Below are 16,517 nucleotides of genomic sequence, written 5' to 3'. Positions count from 1 at the left end.
TGGTACCACAGCATGCGACGCCTGCGCATCCGCTGGGAACGCCGCGCCGACATCCACGAGGCGTTCCTCGGCCTGGCCACCTGCATCATCTGCTTTCGACACATCAAAACCCTTTGTTAGGAACTCTAAGGGTTGTCCCGCAAATGATCTACAGGTCAGCACGCTGCCTGTCCTTCTTCTGGCGAGGTGAGGCTGTGCAGGTGGGCGAGCTTGGGGACATCGGGTCGGCCCGCCACCTGGTGATCCGGAAGGACGGCCGTCGATGACGGAGGACGTGTACATGGAACGACGGGCCGTGAGCCGCAAGACCGCCGACGCTCTTGAACGTGCCCTGGATAGCTAGGCCCGGTCGTTTTGTGCACCAAAAGTGCACCGGACGATCACCAAACAAGAAACCCCAGGCCTGTGACCTGGGGTTTTGGTGGGTCGCCAGGGGATCGAACCCTGAACCCGCGGATTCTGAGGCGACACCTGCCGTTCTTTGCGATCACTGCGCAATACCTAGCAATACCTGCACTGATAGCTATTGCAAATGGCTGTTGCGGAGCATCGCTTGCGGTCAGTTGACGTTGTTTTGTGGGGGTAAGACGGGGTAGAACACGAACCCGCAGCGCCCGCACCCTAGGGCAGCGGAGATAGCCAAGGCGTTGGAGCAGGCGGCGCACGCGGTCGTTGTTTGACGGCGTTTGTCGCTGATAGATGGGGATAAGGTGGGTTCACGCCCGGGCCAGGGTAGGCGTCTTGTGGCTGCCTACTCTGGGTCGTACATCGCTACCTTGACAGGCGGCTACGAATACGAATAGCAAGGGCTTTGTCGAGTTGGCGTTGGTGAACGACAGGGCGTTGAGCGACCAGAAAACGCCAGATGGTGATCGCTTCATCGATGGTTTTCAGTGCCTCCGCCCTGCGCCCCAAATCCGACAAGCAGCCAGATTGGTTGTTCAGCGACCTGGCGAGGTCGGGTCGGAAGGCATCCGGCCGCACCCGGGCCAACTCGCGGTAGATGTCGACGGCCTCACTGATCACCACCAGCGCTTCCTCCCAACGCCCTAAACCCGACAAGTGGTTGGATTGGTTGTTCAGCGCTGAGGCGAGGTCGGGTCGGAAGGTACCCGGCCGCACCCGGGCCAACTCGCGATAGATGTCTACGGCCTCCCCGCTCGCCGCCAGCGCCTCCTCCCAACGCCGCAAATCCGACAAGCAGTCGGATTGGTTGTTCAGCGAGCCGGCGAGGTCGGGTCGGAAGGTACCCGGCCGCACCCGGGCCAACTCGCGATAGAGGTCGACGGCCTCACTGATCACCACCAGCGCCTCCTCCCAACGCCCCAAACCCCACAACTGGCTGGATTGGTTGTTCAGCGACATGGCCAGGTCGGACCGGAAGGCATCCGGCCGCACCCGGGCCAACTCGCGTCGAATGTCGACGGCCTCACTGATCACCACCAGTCCCTCCTCCCAACGCCCCAAACGCCACAAGTGGCTGGATTGGTTGTTCAGCGACATGGCCAGGTCGGACCGGAAGGCATCCGGCCGCACCCGGGCCAACTCGCGATAGAGGTCGACGGCCTCACTGATCACCACCAGCGCTTCCTCCCAACGCCCCAAACCCGACAAATGGTTGGATTGGTTGTTCAGCGCTGAGGCGAGGTCGGGCCGGAAGGCATCCGGCCGTACCTGGGCCAACTCGCGTCGAATGTCGACGGCCTCGCTAATCGCCACCAGCACCTCCTCCCAACGCCCCAAACCCCACAACTGGCTGGATTGGTTGTTCAGCGCTGAGGCGAGGTCGGGCCGGAAGGCATCCGGCCGTACCTGGGCCAACTCGCGTCGAATGTCGACGGCCTCGCTAATCGCCACCAGCACCTCCTCCCAACGCCCCAAACCCCACAACTGGCTGGATTGGTTGTTCAGCGCTGAGGCGAGGTCGGGCCGGAAGGCATCCGGCCGTACCTGGGCCAACTCGCGTCGAATGTCGACGGCCTCGCTAATCGCCACCAGCACCTCCTCCCAACGCCCCAAACCCCACAACTGGCTGGATTGGTTGTTCAGCGCTGTGGCGAGGTCGGACCGGAAGGCATCCGGCCGTACTCGGGCCAACTCGCGTCGAATGTCGACGGCCTCGCTAATCGCCACCAGTCCCTCCTCCCAACGCCCCAAACCCCACAACCGGTTGGATTGGTCGTTCAGCGCTGTGGCGAGGTCGGACCGGAAGGCATCCGGCCGCGCCCGGGCCAACTCGCGATAGAGGTCGACGGCTTCGCTGATCGCCGCCAGCGCCTCCTCCCGGTGGCCGTGTTGGGCGAGGGCGGTCGCGTGGTGGCTGGCCCATTCCGCGGTTTCTGCGGGGTCGGTGTCGGGAGGTAGGGCGTGGCGTATTCGTTGTGTGACAGCGAGTTCGGCGGAGGCAAGTGCCACGGTCGGGTACGGGATTTTGGCCTGGACTTCTCGAAGGGTGTCGTCTGGGGCGGGTGCGTCGTGGAGTGCGTATGCGAGGCGGTCGCCCAGCAGAGAATTGGTCTGGATGGCGGCGATGATCGCCGCGTTGGCGAATTCTGGCAACTTGCGGTACAGAATCTCGCCGAGCACCGCTCCCGCATGATCGTGGTGGGTGCAGGCACGGGCGAGCACGGTCAGCGCCTGAATCTTTTGGGATTCCGATAGATCGGTGAAGCAGGTCTCTCGGAGTAGCTCGCGGTCGGCAAGTTGATTGGCGGCATGGCGCTCGGCCAGCAGATCGGGGCGCAGCACGTCCACCGTGCCGGAGGCTGTGGGGTAGAGCTGCCGCAACCAACGGACCAGTGCTCCGACTTTCTCAGCGTCGGCATCAGCGAGGTCCGGCACGCGACAGAGGACGTTATGCATCGCGGCCTCAGTGCTGGAATCCGGGTCCACCAGGAGAGCGACGACCGCGATCACCTGCTCCAACACAGGCGGGGACACACTCACCCCGAGCCGTCGGGCAGTGTCGGCCCAGAGTCGGCTCTCGTGGTCCAGGAGGCGATCGAGCACGCCCAGATCAGCGGCCGCGCGCCCGGCCTGGGTTCCTTGTTCGTCGTCGAGGACGGCCACAAGCGCGGCCGCGTGCAGTACCAGCACAGGCAGCGGTTCAGAAACGGCCGGCGGTGCTGCCTGAGGTACGGGGCGTCCCCGCGCCTTCGCGTAGAAGGGCAGCGCTTCCAGGAAAATGCGGCGGTTGTCGTGCTCGGCGTCCAGGGCCGGAACCAGCTCCCGGGTCAGGCTCCGGTCCCGCAAGACCCTGGTGGCATCCGAGGCAGCCTCCAGCGCGGTCCACCACTCACCGACATGCCGGGCCAGCAGCAGCACCCGCAGCCCACCGGTACTGCCCGCGGCTTCCTGCGCGGCCACTTCCGTCAACATGGCCGACAAGTCCGGGCGGGTCTCGGCGTAGTCAACGATCAACAGCACCCGCTCTTTCGCCTGGGCAGCTGCCTGCACCGCGGTGACCTCACTGCCCGGTCGAACCGGCTGGACGATCCACTTCTTCTGCCGCAATACCTTGGCCAGCCACAGCGCCAGTCGCGTCTTGCCCACACCCCCAGGCCCGGTCACCAACGACACCGGACACGCAGCCTTGTCCGTGCACCAGGCCCGCAACCACTCCAGCTCCTCGGCACGTCCGGTGAACGCCACCACGGCACGTTCTGGCCGCAACAGTGCCGCTGGGCTCTGATGGTCAGTCGCAGATGGCTCGCCGCTTGCCTCAAGTGCGTCCCGGGGCGCGCGTTTGGTCTCGGTGATCTTCCGGAGCGCGTTGATCACTTCACCGACAAAAGTGCCGGTCGCGCCCGCCGCGACCGCGGCCCCCACCGGAACCCACGTCCTCCAGGGCAGATCCCATGTCTCTGGAGCCGTTCTCGTTGCAACCCAACCCGCCACACCAGCGAGCACGACATACAGCACGAACCGGAAACGGGCCCCCTTCACGGCAGCCATGATCGCGCAACCACCAGCTCCGACGAGCCGCTTTCGCAAAGATCACTGGAAAGGCCCACAGACGGACGAGAATGCCGAAACCATCAGGTAATGCACCACAAGAGCAGCAGCAATGCGCTCAGCACAGTGCTCTCAATGACGCAGGATGCGCGCCTGGAGTCGACTACCGGCAATCGGCGCAGCTCGACACCAGTACACCGAACCGATCCTCGCTCGGCTGCCCTCCCGCGCCTCGACCTCCTTGGCCCGATCACTTCGAACCGGTTGCCGAACGTCGGACCGATCCCCAAGAACGGGACCACAGCCAGGCAACCCGCTACGCCAGCGCCATGCTGGCATGCCCGTAGGAACTGGCAAGCCGGGTACGGCTCCCAGCGCGCCCAGCACCCTCCTTTGGACCTGTCCGGGAGGCTCCTCGACCGGTAGTCGGCATCGGACCGAATCCGCAGTCGCCTTCCTCTTGGCGCAGCTCGTCGTCCTGGTGCTCGTCCTCCTGGATGGACCTCCTCATGTCCACAGCTTCACTTCAGCACTGCGGCTGTCGCGGGACTCCTGGCCGCCTGCCTTCCGCCCGCGCCAGCGTGCCGGCACCCGTTCCGCTCGCGCCCCGGCCGCCGGGCCGCCGGAGCGGAGCGTAGGGCGGTCCCGACTTGGCCGGGGCTCGCATACAGGACGGGTGCCGGCACCCTGGCTCGCATACAGCAGGCAGGCGGCCCCGCAGGGGCCGCCCTTGGTTGAAGTAGAGAAAGTTTAGACACGCGGACTGCGGCCTAGCTCGGCCTAAGGGTTGTCCCGCAAATGATCTACAGGTCAGCACGCTGTCTGTCCTTCTTCTGGCGAGGTGAGGCTGTGCAGGTGGGCGAGCTTGGGGACATCGGGTCGGCCGCCACCTGGTGATCCGGAAGGACGGCCGTCGATGACGCAGGATGTGTACATGGGCCGGAAGGCCGTCAGCAGGCAGACGGCAGACGCCTTGGAACGCGCCCTGGAGAGCTAGGCCCGTTCGAAAGGTGCACCAAAAGTGCACCGGACGATCACCAAACAAGAAACCCCAGGCCTTTGACCTGGGGTTTTGGTGGGTCGCCAGGGGATCGAACCCTGAACCCGCGGATTAAAAGTCCGCTGCTCTGCCAGTTGAGCTAACGACCCGCGTGCCCAAGGTTACAAGGTCCGGGCGATCTTGTGCGGTACCGGTCGCAGCTTCTTCGCCGATGAAGGTCACATCCGCACCCGCCTTGCCCTGCGGTGAGGGGTTCCCCCACCTCTCCGGCCCATGGCCGGAGCAGCGACCAGAGGCCGACTTAGGTTCGGCGCAGGGCGCTGCGCCCGTTGCCGGCCGGTTCCGGGGCAGTGCAATCCTGTGACTACATCACTGCAGGTCAGAGAGTCTTTGAAAACTTCTTTCGGCGCATTGACAACCTCGGCGGGCAGTACACGTCTTTCGGGGCACAGGGGAACGAAACAGCTTTACGAAGGGGACACCAATGCTGCTCAACCGCACTCGGACGCTCGGCGCGATCTCCGGACTCGTCGGGGGCGCCCTCCTGCTCGCCGGATGCGGCCAGCCTGCTGCCGCGCCGCAGCAGACCACGCAGGGCACCACCGACGGCTCCGCGGCGGCCGCCGGGATCGCCCCCGGCGAGTTCCACCCCGACCAGTCTGCCGGTAACGGCAAGTCGACGAGCAGCTCCAAGCCCTCCGCCGGCACGACGGCCGGCGGCCAGGCGACCGGCAGCGATCAGCGCACCACCGGCGCCAAGTGCACCTCAAGCGACTTCAAGGTCGACCTGAACGTCCAGCCCGACCGCCCCGGCGTCCTGCTGATGGCCGTCACCAACAAGTCGCAGAAGGTCTGCGACCTGAACGGCTGGCCGACGGTCACGCCGCTCGACATGTCCAACAGCACCGGCGACGTGCCGACCCAGCAGGTCGAGATCCCGGGCGGCCCGACGGACTTCAGCCTCGACCCGGGCGAGACCGGCTTCGCCGGCGTGCTCATCGAACTCGGCGACAAGGGTGACTCGAACACCTTCGTCGCCACCGGCTTCCAGGTCGGCGTGCCGGGCGCCAGCGACGCGGTGAACGCCACCATCTTCGGCACCGACGGCACCAACAGCGAGAACGGCGGGCTCTACGCGGAGTTCCCGATCAAGTCGATGAAGGTCGGCACGCTGCAGCCCGCCGCCCAGGGCGTCACCGTCTTCGACTGATCCCGGCGGGTTCGCCGGTCGGCGGCAGGGGAATAGGGGCCTCTCAAGGGGCGTTCCACAGGCGCCGTTGACGCTGACGTTAGGAGCGCTTCAATGCCGCTGACCGGCGAATATGAACCCAGCCCGACGGAGTGGGTGCGCAACCAGGTCGAGGAGTACGAAGGCTCGGGCGGCACCAGGGGAACCACGATGCGCGGGCTGCCGGTGATCGTCCTGACCACCAAGGGCAACAAGTCCGGGAAGCTCCGCAAGACCCCGCTGATGCGCGTGGAGCACGACGGCTCCTACGCCGCCGTCGCCTCCCTCGGCGGGGCGCCGAAGCACCCGGTCTGGTACTACAACGTGCTCTCGAACCCCACCGTCGAACTGCAGGACGGGCCGACGCGCCAGGACTACGTGGCGCGGGAGGTCACCGGGGACGAGAAGGCGCTGTGGTGGTCGCGCGCGGTCGCCGCCTATCCGGACTACGCGGACTACCAGGAGAAGACCTCGCGCGAGATTCCGGTGTTCGTGCTGGAACCGGCTGCTTAGCAGGGTTGGGGCGCGACGGCTCGTGCCGTCGCGCCCCAACTGCACTACCGCGACCGCGAATCGCGCCCTCCAGGTAGCGCAGCTAGCCGCCGATGCCCTCGTCCGTGTGCGTCGGCGGCATCTGCACGTCCACCACTGCAACGTCGGGCGCTGTTCGTCCACAGTGGACAGTAATTCGTCCGGATTTTCCGCCGGTGGCAACCACTTCCAGACCCTCTACACGCAGAAGTAGCGCGTCCTGGCGGTGGCGTAGTCGCGTCAGGCCGGGGTGCAGGTGGCGCGGACCTGGGTGGCCGCGATGTGGGCGCCTTCGCCGTCCGCGCCGCCCGCGTAGTCCTCGCCCCGGTCGTGCAGCTTCACCGAGATCTTGCCCTGGGTGATCTTGTACGACCCGAGGTCCACCCACTTGCCGAGGTTGGTGACCTGGTTGATGTCCTTCACGCCGATCACGTTCGCCCCGCCCTGCTCGAACGAGTTGAAGATCGAGTAGTGCGCCTTGGTCGCGCCGACGTTGCGGCGGTCGCCGTCGTTCGGGATGTAGACCGACAGCGCGCAGGTGCCGGTCGTCAGTTTGCCCGACACGTCGAAGGTCCACTTCGCGGAGTTGCTGGGGCCGGATGCGTCCAGGTCGCCGGACATCGGCATCGCGTCGAAGGTGCCGCGGCAACGGCCGTCGGCGGCACCGCCGTTGCGGATGTACCAGCCCTCGCTGCCGTTCGAGTGATAGCCGACCGCCTGGTACTGCTCCGTCGCGGTGTTCGAGCAGCCCGCCCCAGCGATGAGCGTGCCGCTCCCGCTGCTCGGCCCGCTCACCGTCGACTGGTCCGGCGGGGGCAGCGGCTTCTTCCCCGTCTCGGCGGGCTCCTCGCCCTGTGCCGGGGGAACGTGGTTCCCGGCGGTCGGCTCGGGCTGCGCGGGCGGTGCCGGCACCGGTTCCGACATGGCTTCATGCCCCGGCAACGCCTCCACCGCGTCGATCGGAACGCCGTCCCCGGCCAACCCCGGGGTGTCGTCGCCCGAGAACAGCACCGCGAGCACGAACGGCACGGAGACGAGAATCACCGCCGCAGCGGCCAGGGAGATCAGCGAAACCTTCGACGGCAGGCCGACATCCTTGGCCGGCTGGGGCGGAACGTCAGCAGCGGGCGCCGGTTCCGGCCGCGCCGCGCCGGAAAGCGAGGCCAGCGGGACCTTTTCGTAGGATGGCTCGTCGGGTTTCGCCGATTCGACCGGAGTGCCTTCCGCCGGCACGTAGAGCCGCAGCTCCGGCGGCAGCGAATCCAGAGAGCGGTCCTCGGGCGACCCAGCGCCCCCGTTCCGATCAGTATCCGACGCCACACTTACTCCAGAAATCGGGGAAGGCGACGTTCCCGAAAGGGACACCGCGTTTCAGGCCGTAGCTTATACTTCGCCCCGATCTGGGGGGAACCTGCCGCTGATGCACCTTTACCAGACGTAAACACCTGGTCGACAGCAACAGAAACGAAGGTCATGCACGACCTCATCTTCGTCGCGCTCGTATCGCTGTGGTGCTCGGTGGCCGTGGGCCTGCTCGGCGCCTGGATCCTGTGGTTCCTGCGGCGGGGGTCGCTCGTCGTGATGATGATGATGCTCGCGGTCATCACCATCATCTCCATCGGCTTCACCTTCGTGGTGCTCGCATTCCTCGACCTGTTCACCGTGCAGGGCATGACCGCCGTGCTGCTGTCGTGCATCCCGACGGCCGCGGTGTCGGTGATGCTGTGCCTGCTGCTCGGCAGGCGGATCCTGCACGGCAGCCGGAACCTCGCGCGCGCCACCCGCACCATGGGCGAGGACGGCCGGTTCGCGGCACCAGCCCAGTCCGGCTCGGCGGAGCTGGCCGTGCTGACCCAGGAACTCGCCGCGACCAGCGCCGCGCTCACCGCCTCGCGGGAGCAGGAGCAGCTGCTGGAGGCGTCGCGGCGGCAGCTCATCGCGTGGGTGTCGCACGACCTGCGCACGCCGCTGGCGGGCCTGCGGGCGATGACCGAGGCCCTGCAGGACGGCATGGCCCGCGACCAGGACCGCTACCTGGGCCTGATCCTGCAGGAGACGCAGCGGCTGGACCACCTGGTCGGCGACCTGTTCGACCTGTCCCGCATCCAGTCCAACTCGCTGACCCTGTCGCTGACGCCGGTGTCGCTCGCAGACCTGATCAGCGACGCGGTGACCGCGATCGAGCCGCAGGCCCGCAGCCGCGGCGTGCGGCTGGTGCCGGGCGGCATCGAGCCGGTCGCGGTGCGGGTGGACATCCGCCAGATCAACCGGGTGCTGGGGAACCTGCTGAGCAACGCCGTCCGGCACACCCACCCCGGCGGCGCGGTCACGGTGTGCGCGCACGCGGCGGAGAGTCGGGCGGTGCTGTCCATTTCGGACGCCTGCGGCGGGATTCCGGAGGCGGACCTGCACAAGGTCTTCGAACCGGGCTGGCGGGGAACCCCGTCCCGCCCGGCGGGCAAGGACGTCGGCGGCGGGCTGGGGCTGGCGATCGTGCGCGGCATCATCGAAGCGCACCACGGCGGCGTCGCCGTCCAGAACATCGAGGGCGGCTGCCAGTTCACCGCGTGCCTGCCGCTGGCCGGTTGAGGCTCGGCCCTGGCACGCCGGGTCTCCGGCGCAGTTTCAATTGAAACTGCGGGCCTTGGGCGTGTCGGACCCCGACACGCCGGGTCCTGTGGACAACTTCCGCAATTTCAATGGAAATCAGAGCTCTGATTTCCATTGAAATTGCGGAGGACCGAACCTTGGGTGGCGCCGCGTGGGGCGGGTCCGGGGCGTCGTCGGGCGAGGCATCGGCTGGGGATCAGGCGGCTGCTAGAAGGGGTTCCCGTCGGACGACGCCCAGTTCGATCGCCTTGCGGGTCAGCTCCGCCTTGTTGCGGACCTCCAGCTTCGCCCGGATCCGCTTGACGTACGTGTCGACCGTCGCTCCGGACAGGCCCATCCGGCGGGCCGCCTGGGAGTGCGTGTAGCCGTCGGCGATCCAGCGCAGCACCTCCTGCTCGCGCCGGGTGAGCACCTGCTGCGCGGGCTCGGCCGGGGCGCCGCCGCCGATCAGTGCCGCCCGGGAACCCGACGCGACGTACACCGCGCCGCGCGCCACCACGCCGAGCGCGTCGTAGAACTCCTGGTCGTCGCAGCCGTCGCCGATGAAGCCCAGCGCACCGGCCCGCAGCAGCTCCGGAACCTGCGCGGCGGCCTGCTCCGGCAGCACCACGAGCACCCGGTAGGAGCGGCTCAGCCGCGAAACGCAGTGCACCAGGGCATCCGCCGGCAGCGTTCCGCCGTAGGCGAGCACCGCGACATCGGAGGCGCCGGACAGGCGCTCGGGAGCCTGGTCGAGCAACCGGGAGATCTTCTCCTGCAACTCGGGGCGGTCGGCGAACACGGTCACATCGGACAGCACACGAACCAGCAACGTTCTTCACTCCCGGTGTCGCCGGTTCGCGCCGCGGCACAGACGTCTTCGGCTGTTCGTCGCGATTCGGCGGAATTGGTGGGGCTAGGGAATTTCCGACTAGCCCGCGGCCTCTCTGACACCAGGAACGCTACCTGCGGAATGGCCGGGATCGAAGAGATTCCAACGGTCTGTAAACGTCAGTCGGACCTTGTAAGAATCTGTAAGGGTCGCGCGCCCGCGGTAATCGATCGGTCACTTTCGGTAATGCGCGACTGCACCGCACACTCTGGGCGCGGGAGTGAGTGTGCGGTGCAGCGCGGTTCCCGGCCCGCGGGAGGAGCCGGGAGATCGGGTCACCAGCGGCGGTGCGCTCCGGTGCCGAACGGCCGGATGGCCGGCAGCACGGCGGTCTGCGCCGCGGCGACGTCCGCGACGTGCGGGCGGGGCGCCGTGCGCATGGGCACGGTTTCCCGGTCCGGCCGGGGCAGGACCGGGAGCAGCTGGGTGTCGCCGTTCAGCCGCGCGCCTGCGCGGCCGTCGAGCAGGTCGATGCAGGTCAGGTCGCCGTTGTGCGACTCGATCACGTCCCGCAGGGTGCGCCGGTCGGCCCGGGAGACCGGGAGCTGCCGACGCTCGGCGAACGCCGCGAGCGCCTGGGCGGCCGCGAGTTCGTCTCCGCTGTCCAGGTGGTTGGCAACCGCAGCGCTGAGGTTGTCCGACATTTCCGGTGCGAGGTGCAGGAACACCTCGTCGAGCTCGTCGAAGCCGTCCATCTCGGAGGGCATGATCACGCCCTGATCCCAAACGAACACGGTTTCCTCCTGAATTCGCCGACTTTCGTCAGGCGCTGCAGTCGATCTTCATCTGCGCCGCGGCGTGGTGCGCGTAGGTGGGGCCCTTGTCGGTCCAGTCCTTGCCGCGGGAGTGCAGCTTGATGGTCAGCCGTCCACCGGTGACCGCGAACCGTCCACCGTCGACCCAGCTGCCCTGCCGGTTGGTCTGGAAGACCCGGAAGTCGCCGGACGGGCCCTTGGTCTCGTCGCCCTGGTAGACGGTGTAGTAGCTCGGGTCACCGCCGACGTGCTGCAGGTCGCCGCGAGGCACGAACACCGACACCTGGCAGCTGCCCTGCTTGACGTCACCAGTAGTGAACCGCCAGACCGCGGAGTTGTCACCGTCCCGGTTCGGGTCACCCGACATCGGCAGGGAGGAGTACGAACCGTCGCAACCGTCGGCCGCGTGCGCGCCGCCGCTGTTGAGCCAGCCCTGGTTGCCGTTGGCGTAGTAGCCGGGACGGCTGAAGCTGCCGCTCCCGCAGCCGGGCCCGGCGAAGCCGGAGAAGACGACCGGGTGGGCAGCGGTGCGCGCGGGGTCGGCCGGGACTGCGGGCTGCACCTCGCCGCGCGGGATCTCCCCAGCGGGCGGAGGAGGCACCGGCGCGCCGTCGTTCGGGCTGCCCGGCGGCGGCGGGCCTTGGACCAGGTTGCCGTCCGGGATGCCCGGCGGCGGGACCGGCTGCTCCTGCGCCATGCCCGGGACGAAACCGGACTGCGCCTGGGCGTCGTCCTCGTAGGCCGCCGGATTCGGCAGGGCGCGCGAGGGGGTGTCGTCGTTCTGGAGGAGGCCGGCGATCAGCACCGGGACGGACAGCAGCACCAGACCGGCCACGGCCGCGGCGGCCACCACCGGCTTGGACACGCGGTTTCCGGGGCGCGACGGGACGTCGGCGGTCTTGGCGGCGGCGACGGGCTTGGCCTTGGTGGCCGTCGCCGTGACGGCCGCGGTCGCAGCCTCGGCCTCGACCGCCGTGGCCTTGCCGGTGCCGGCGTCGGCGACCGGCTCGGCCAGGGCGGATTCCTTGATGGCGGGCATCATCTCGGTGTCCGCATTGGACTTCCGCAGCTCGCGATCGGCAAGGTAGGCGACGCCGCTCTCGCTCGCGCCGTAGTACTTGTCCTGCTCCCAGGGGTGGTCGCCCTCGGTGGACTGATCTTTGCTGCCGCTCGGGCTCATCTCTCGCTTCCCATCGGTCGAGTCTCTGCCAGCCGCTCCCGCCGGGTCGGGGTTGTGCGGTTCGCGCTGCGGAGCCGTCTCACCCGGAGCGTCGCCCGCGCCCGGGCCCCGGGCATTGAGCCTGGTCAAGATCGCGCTGCTCGACAAGTAACCGAATAAGGGACAGCGGCGTCAGGGAAGCGCACTTGCACGTTCAGATAGCGCAAGGGTTCCGGTCGGGCGGTGGCGCGGAACCGGCCGGATCGGTTGATCTTGACGCATGGCCCTTTCCCCTTTGGACGGTCCGACCGGCGGCTACCGCAACGCCCCCACCTCAGCCCCGGAAGCCGGGTACGGCTTGGCCGCGCCGCCTGAGTGGACACCGGCCGGCGGTGTGCTTTCCGTCGACCAAACCGAGTTGCAGCGCGCAGTCGCGTTGTTCCAAGCCGCCGCGGCATCTGCCGGAAGCGCAGCCGGAAAGGCGCCGCGAGTCGCGGGGCAGGGCCTGCCGCCGTGGGGCGATGATCCGCTCGGGGCGGCGTTCGGCGGCGGCTACCGGGATCCGGCCGAGCAGGCGTGCGCGGCGCTGGACGAGCTGTCCGGGCTGCTCGGCGACGTCGCCGACCGGCTCGTCACGGTCGGGCGGACCTTCGCCGAAACCGAAGCGCAGAACATCGAGCACGCCCGGAAGTGGCAGGCCGATGGCCGCGACTGACGTATCGGACGATGTCCAACGCCTGCTGGAGGTGCTGGTCGGCAACGACTGGCCGGAGGGCAACCCGGACGAGCTGCGGGCGATGGCCGCCGGCTGGCGCGAAACGGTCGAGCACCTGGGCCACGTCGTCGAGCTCGTGAACAGGGGCGCGGCGCAGGTCGCTCGCGCGCTGACCGGGGAAACGGCGGATTCGTTCCGGGCGTTCATCGCGCCGTTCCTCGGCGAGGATGGCTACCTGCCGCAGCTGGCGCTGGCCGCCTCCGGCTTCGCCGACGCGCTGGACGGGATGGCGCTGGAGATCGAGACGCTGCGGATCATCATCATCCTGCTGCTGACCATCCTGGCCATCGACATCGCGGCGCTGATCGCGGCCGCGGTGGCCACCTTCGGCGCCTCGACGGCCGTCATCCCGGCGAAGGTGGCCGCCACCCGGACGACGATCACGACGGTGCTGCGGAAGGCGATCAACCAGGTGCTCGCGCACCTGGCGGGCTCGGTGCTGGACCAGGTCGGGGTCACGTTCTTCGCGCAGTTCATCCAGATCTGCCAGGGGAAGCGGAAGGGATTCGACGGCGGGATGCTGGCGATCGCTGCGCAGAACGGCGCGATCGGCGGCGCCGTCGGCATCGGGGCGGGACCGCTCGGCAACGCGATCAAGGTCAGCGGCGCGAAGGCGCTCGGATCGCACCTGTTCGACGGGTCGGTCGCGAAGACCTGGAAGGGTGCGACCGTCCAGTTCGGAGCCAACCTGCCGCTGAACGCGGGATGGGGCGCGGCCGTCGGCGCGGCGGAAGCGGCGGCGCAGGACGCGGCATCGGGCGCGAGCGGCGACGAGGTGTACGGGGCGGAGAACGGAGCGTTCACCGGAGCGCTGGACGCGGGCAGGGGATCGTTCAACCCGCACGGGAAGTTCTCGACCTCGACGAGCGTCTACCTGGACAAGGGCCTGAACATCCCGTGGCGGGACAAGGACCCCGACCCGATCTCGACGACTTCGGAACCGCCCCAGCTCCCGGAAATCCCCAAGGACGACTGGACGGCCTGGGCCAACGAAACCATCGAAGCCCTGCACCGCTAGCCGCCGGCTCCAGAAGACTCGTGAGCAGTTTGGGCCGCTATAGCAGCCCAAACCACTCACGAGACCTAACCAGGCAGAACGTTCAACGACCGGGAAGGACCAGCCGCCTCAGCGCTCGAACCGGCCATCCTTGACGGCGCCGATGAAGGCCGACCACTGCGCGCGGTCGGTGGTTAAGTGCCCTGCTGCACGGTTCTTGCTGTCTCGTACGGCAGCACCATCGCTGATTCGGCCAACTTCGACGCAGTTCGTCTGCCCGCCGCTGAACCTCGACTTTCGCCAGTCTTCGGGGGCGTGTGGTGTCGTCATGATGCCGTCTCCTTGGATCTGATGACATCAGCGATGAGCGCCGTGGTCTCTTCTGGGCTCATCGCCAGCCCGCGCAGCGTATCTACTGCACCTCGGTAACTCTTCAACGTCTTCGCGTCAGTGATCGTTGCCGACGAACCGAAGTGCTCAAGATGCAGCACTGGTTTCGTCCGCGAGAACTCAAGAAGCGCCCACGGGCCGCTCAGCACGGCAGCAGCCGGACGGCCCATCGGCAGGACTTGGAGCGCCACGTTGTCCAGCTCGGAGATCTTCAAAAGATGGCGCAGCTGCTCCAGCATCACGTCGTCAGGGCATACGGAATAGCGAAGCGCGTATTCGCCGACGATGGCGACCAGCTGCTTCGGCGGTGTATCGGTGAGCACGTGCTGTCGGCCGATCCGGAGTGTTGCGCGCTGCTCCGCTTCCCCACGTGTCTGGCCGTACGCGACCATGATGTGACGCGCGTAGTCGTAGGTCTGTAGCAGGCCTGGGATCATCAGTGGCTCGATGTTGATGATCGTTTGGGCGGTGCGCTCGTATTCCGTCAATGCGGCGAGTTGCTTGTCGATTCCCGGAGCCACCCAATTCGGATCGAGCGCGTCGCGAGCTAGTTCAAGGAGTCGATCGCGGTCGGCACCGTTGACGCCCAGCACTGCCAGGACGGTCGCGGTGTCGGCTTCGCTGGGGATGAGCTTGCCGTTTTCCCACCGAGAGATATGCGAACTGCTGCGTTCGATCATCTCGGCAAGCTTGCGCGTCGAGTAGCCGCGCCGCTCGCGTGCCTGCCGTAGCTCCACTCCCAAAGCGCGTGCGCGCGGAGTGTCAGCGCTGCTTGCCATGCAGCAATCGTAAGCGGTGCTCAGATCGGCATGGAGAGATCAACCTATCGAGGCATGGCGAGATTCGATGCATGCATCACATACTGATGCATGCATCGACGATCTCAAGGGAGGCTTCCATGCTCTACCGAGCCCATCCGTTCCACTGGGTTCCGGCCGCAGGGCTGCGGCATGCGAGTACCGATCGGCGGCCGGACGCCGCTTTGGCTTATCCGACCGGCACTTCCGTGTCGCCGTTGTGCCGGCAGAGGTTGTCGGCAGATAACTCCGAGCTCGCGTGGTTGTGGTCTACGTGCCGTGACTGTGACGCCGAGGCACACCGGATAGCCCGAACCCTCCACACCCCTGCTACCGAGAGGAGCAAGTGACGTGTTGGCCATGCTTCCCGGGATCGCCGGGATCACCGGCGCTGCCGCGCTCTACCTGATCATCACCTGCTGGAAGTCCTACCGCCCGCAGCACGCCGGAGGCGGCGAAGGTGCTTTGACGGTGTGGCAGCTCATCGCACACGTCGAGGCCGAACGACAACAACGAGAACAAGGCGGCCGACACCGGCTCCGCGAACCCCAACCACCACCACAGTCCACATCGGCCACCGAAGAGGCGCCGTCGCTGGAAGTCCAGCGCCGAATACTCGAAGCCCTCCACCGCCTCTAACGACACCAGACCCGGGCCCGGCCGCCGATGCCCCCGACCTTCCGGCGGACGGGCTCTGCGGGCCGGTCGGCGCGACACTCCTCCCCCAACGCGCCGACCGGCCACCCCTGCCCACCGGGGCCAGAAGGCCCGTGAGTGTTTTGGGGCGCTATAACACCCCAAAACACTCACGAGACCTGGCGAACGCGCTACTTCAGGTCCGATCCCTTCGCCACGACGACCCCGTAGAGGTCTCCGATCGTCGCCAGCGCGCTGTGGTGGATCTGCTCGGCGGACAGCTCGACCCCGGCTCCCACCAGCGGCCGCGTGGCGCACGCGTCCGCGACGACCGTGGGCGCGTAGCCGCGCAGGAACGCACCTTCGGTCGTGAAGGTGACGCACATGTGCGTCATGAACCCGGCGATGATCACGTTCTCGCGGCCCGCGGCCGCGACCTTCTGCTCCAGATCGGTGCCGTGGAAGGAGTTCGGCGCGTGCTTCACCACGACGGACTCACCGTCGACCGGTGCCACGCTGGGATGGATCTGGCCGATCTCGGCGCGGATGTCGTAAGGCGTGCCCTCGCCACCGTCGTGGACGACGTGGATCACCGGCGTCCCGGCCTCACGCGCCCGCGCCAGCAGCGCCGCAGCGGACTCCAAGGCTTCGCTCCAGCCCTGCAGCTCCATCACGCCACGGGTGTAGGTGTGTCGGGTAGGACCCTGACCTCTCGGCGCAGAGTCCCCCCTCAGAACCGGGCGTGCGACTTTCACCGCACCCGGCTCAAGCAGGCCCAAATGGCTACGCAATTTCCTGCATCTCCTTGTAGTCG

At 67.6% G+C, this 16,517-nt stretch carries 15 protein-coding genes, 1 tRNA gene and 1 pseudogene; 8 read left to right on the top strand and 9 right to left on the bottom strand.

Going from position 1 to position 16,517, the window contains the following annotated elements:
- A pseudogene (locus E1288_RS49490) lies at positions 1-120 on the top strand (IS5/IS1182 family transposase); the annotation flags it as partial.
- Positions 121-771: 651 nt separating this feature from the next.
- Here the strand turns inward: E1288_RS49490 and E1288_RS43985 are convergent.
- Positions 772-3,954, bottom strand: coding sequence for a tetratricopeptide repeat protein (locus tag E1288_RS43985; RefSeq protein WP_132494971.1), 3,183 nt, complete (start codon positions 3,952-3,954; stop codon positions 772-774).
- Positions 3,955-5,027: 1,073 nt separating this feature from the next.
- Positions 5,028-5,103, bottom strand: a tRNA-Lys gene (locus E1288_RS43975).
- 335 nt (positions 5,104-5,438) lie between these two features.
- Between E1288_RS43975 and E1288_RS43970 the strand changes: the two genes are divergently transcribed.
- The gene (locus E1288_RS43970; protein WP_132494969.1) at positions 5,439-6,164 is read left to right on the top strand and encodes a DUF4232 domain-containing protein; all 726 of its coding nucleotides are present in this window, start codon (positions 5,439-5,441) and stop codon (positions 6,162-6,164) included.
- A 93-nt stretch (positions 6,165-6,257) separates the two neighbouring features.
- Positions 6,258-6,695, top strand: coding sequence for a nitroreductase family deazaflavin-dependent oxidoreductase (locus E1288_RS43965; protein WP_132494968.1), 438 nt, complete (start codon positions 6,258-6,260; stop codon positions 6,693-6,695).
- Positions 6,696-6,953: 258 nt separating this feature from the next.
- Here E1288_RS43965 and E1288_RS43955 read toward each other — a convergent pair whose 3' ends face one another.
- Positions 6,954-8,033 (bottom strand): hypothetical protein, encoded by a 1,080-nt coding sequence (locus E1288_RS43955; protein ID WP_132494967.1) that lies wholly within the window; start codon positions 8,031-8,033, stop codon positions 6,954-6,956.
- Between the two features lie 153 nt (positions 8,034-8,186).
- Here E1288_RS43955 and E1288_RS43950 point away from each other — a divergent pair, with 153 nt between their 5' ends.
- Positions 8,187-9,302 (top strand): sensor histidine kinase, encoded by a 1,116-nt coding sequence (locus E1288_RS43950; RefSeq protein WP_132494966.1) that lies wholly within the window; start codon positions 8,187-8,189, stop codon positions 9,300-9,302.
- Between the two features lie 217 nt (positions 9,303-9,519).
- Here E1288_RS43950 and E1288_RS43945 read toward each other — a convergent pair whose 3' ends face one another.
- The 3 genes from E1288_RS43945 to E1288_RS43935 form a co-directional block, all read right to left on the bottom strand.
- Positions 9,520-10,134, bottom strand: a complete 615-nt coding sequence (locus E1288_RS43945; protein WP_207954896.1) for a response regulator transcription factor — start codon at positions 10,132-10,134, stop codon at positions 9,520-9,522.
- Positions 10,135-10,469: 335 nt separating this feature from the next.
- On the bottom strand, positions 10,470-10,928 hold the full coding sequence (locus tag E1288_RS43940) for a hypothetical protein (protein WP_132494965.1): 459 nt from the start codon (positions 10,926-10,928) through the stop codon (positions 10,470-10,472).
- A gap of 28 nt (positions 10,929-10,956) precedes the next feature.
- On the bottom strand, positions 10,957-12,129 hold the full coding sequence (locus tag E1288_RS43935) for a hypothetical protein (RefSeq protein ID WP_132494964.1): 1,173 nt from the start codon (positions 12,127-12,129) through the stop codon (positions 10,957-10,959).
- A 259-nt stretch (positions 12,130-12,388) separates the two neighbouring features.
- Here E1288_RS43935 and E1288_RS43930 point away from each other — a divergent pair, with 259 nt between their 5' ends.
- Both E1288_RS43930 and E1288_RS43925 read left to right on the top strand, forming a co-directional pair.
- Entirely contained in the window at positions 12,389-12,823 is a 435-nt protein-coding gene (locus E1288_RS43930) for a hypothetical protein (RefSeq protein WP_132494963.1), read from the top strand.
- Positions 12,810-13,901, top strand: coding sequence for a WXG100-like domain-containing protein (locus tag E1288_RS43925; RefSeq protein ID WP_132494962.1), 1,092 nt, complete (start codon positions 12,810-12,812; stop codon positions 13,899-13,901). The genes E1288_RS43930 and E1288_RS43925 overlap by 14 nt, the downstream gene beginning before the upstream one ends.
- 108 nt (positions 13,902-14,009) lie before the next feature.
- On the opposite strand, the gene E1288_RS43920 is transcribed toward E1288_RS43925, so the two are convergent.
- Entirely contained in the window at positions 14,010-14,210 is a 201-nt protein-coding gene (locus E1288_RS43920) for a DUF397 domain-containing protein (RefSeq protein WP_132494961.1), read from the bottom strand.
- Complete coding sequence (locus E1288_RS43915; protein ID WP_132494960.1) at positions 14,207-15,049, bottom strand: helix-turn-helix domain-containing protein; 843 nt, start codon at positions 15,047-15,049, stop codon at positions 14,207-14,209. Before E1288_RS43915 ends, E1288_RS43920 begins: the two co-directional genes overlap by 4 nt.
- Positions 15,050-15,120: 71 nt before the next feature.
- Here E1288_RS43915 and E1288_RS43910 point away from each other — a divergent pair, with 71 nt between their 5' ends.
- Together E1288_RS43910 and E1288_RS43905 are read left to right on the top strand one after the other, a co-directional pair.
- Positions 15,121-15,417, top strand: a complete 297-nt coding sequence (locus E1288_RS43910; protein WP_328592562.1) for a zinc finger protein — start codon at positions 15,121-15,123, stop codon at positions 15,415-15,417.
- A 10-nt stretch (positions 15,418-15,427) separates the two neighbouring features.
- Positions 15,428-15,706, top strand: a complete 279-nt coding sequence (locus tag E1288_RS43905; RefSeq protein ID WP_235884234.1) for a hypothetical protein — start codon at positions 15,428-15,430, stop codon at positions 15,704-15,706.
- 188 nt (positions 15,707-15,894) lie between these two features.
- Here the strand turns inward: E1288_RS43905 and E1288_RS43900 are convergent, their stop codons facing one another.
- Positions 15,895-16,374 (bottom strand): cysteine hydrolase family protein, encoded by a 480-nt coding sequence (locus E1288_RS43900; RefSeq protein WP_132494973.1) that lies wholly within the window; start codon positions 16,372-16,374, stop codon positions 15,895-15,897.
- Positions 16,375-16,517 lie beyond the last annotated feature (143 nt).

The organism is Saccharopolyspora elongata (genome assembly GCF_004348985.1).
In the GTDB taxonomy this organism is placed as follows: Bacteria; Actinomycetota; Actinomycetes; order Mycobacteriales; family Pseudonocardiaceae; genus Saccharopolyspora; species Saccharopolyspora elongata.
This window is presented reverse-complemented; position numbering and strand designations above follow the sequence as displayed.

What these genes read in the sequence shown, in the direction of transcription:
- E1288_RS43985 (WP_132494971.1), bottom strand. Translation starts at nt 3,954, where the DNA reads ATGGCTGCCGTGAAGGGGGCCCGTTTCCGGTTCGTGCTGTATGTCGTG.
- E1288_RS43970 (WP_132494969.1), top strand. Translation starts at nt 5,439, where the DNA reads ATGCTGCTCAACCGCACTCGGACGCTCGGCGCGATCTCCGGACTCGTC.
- E1288_RS43965 (WP_132494968.1), top strand. Translation starts at nt 6,258, where the DNA reads ATGCCGCTGACCGGCGAATATGAACCCAGCCCGACGGAGTGGGTGCGC.
- E1288_RS43950 (WP_132494966.1), top strand. Translation starts at nt 8,187, where the DNA reads ATGCACGACCTCATCTTCGTCGCGCTCGTATCGCTGTGGTGCTCGGTG.
- E1288_RS43935 (WP_132494964.1), bottom strand. Translation starts at nt 12,129, where the DNA reads ATGAGCCCGAGCGGCAGCAAAGATCAGTCCACCGAGGGCGACCACCCC.
- E1288_RS43930 (WP_132494963.1), top strand. Translation starts at nt 12,389, where the DNA reads ATGGCCCTTTCCCCTTTGGACGGTCCGACCGGCGGCTACCGCAACGCC.
- E1288_RS43925 (WP_132494962.1), top strand. Translation starts at nt 12,810, where the DNA reads ATGGCCGCGACTGACGTATCGGACGATGTCCAACGCCTGCTGGAGGTG.
- E1288_RS43920 (WP_132494961.1), bottom strand. Translation starts at nt 14,210, where the DNA reads ATGACGACACCACACGCCCCCGAAGACTGGCGAAAGTCGAGGTTCAGC.
- E1288_RS43915 (WP_132494960.1), bottom strand. Translation starts at nt 15,049, where the DNA reads ATGGCAAGCAGCGCTGACACTCCGCGCGCACGCGCTTTGGGAGTGGAG.
- E1288_RS43910 (WP_328592562.1), top strand. Translation starts at nt 15,121, where the DNA reads ATGCATCACATACTGATGCATGCATCGACGATCTCAAGGGAGGCTTCC.
- E1288_RS43905 (WP_235884234.1), top strand. Translation starts at nt 15,428, where the DNA reads ATGCTTCCCGGGATCGCCGGGATCACCGGCGCTGCCGCGCTCTACCTG.
- E1288_RS43900 (WP_132494973.1), bottom strand. Translation starts at nt 16,374, where the DNA reads ATGGAGCTGCAGGGCTGGAGCGAAGCCTTGGAGTCCGCTGCGGCGCTG.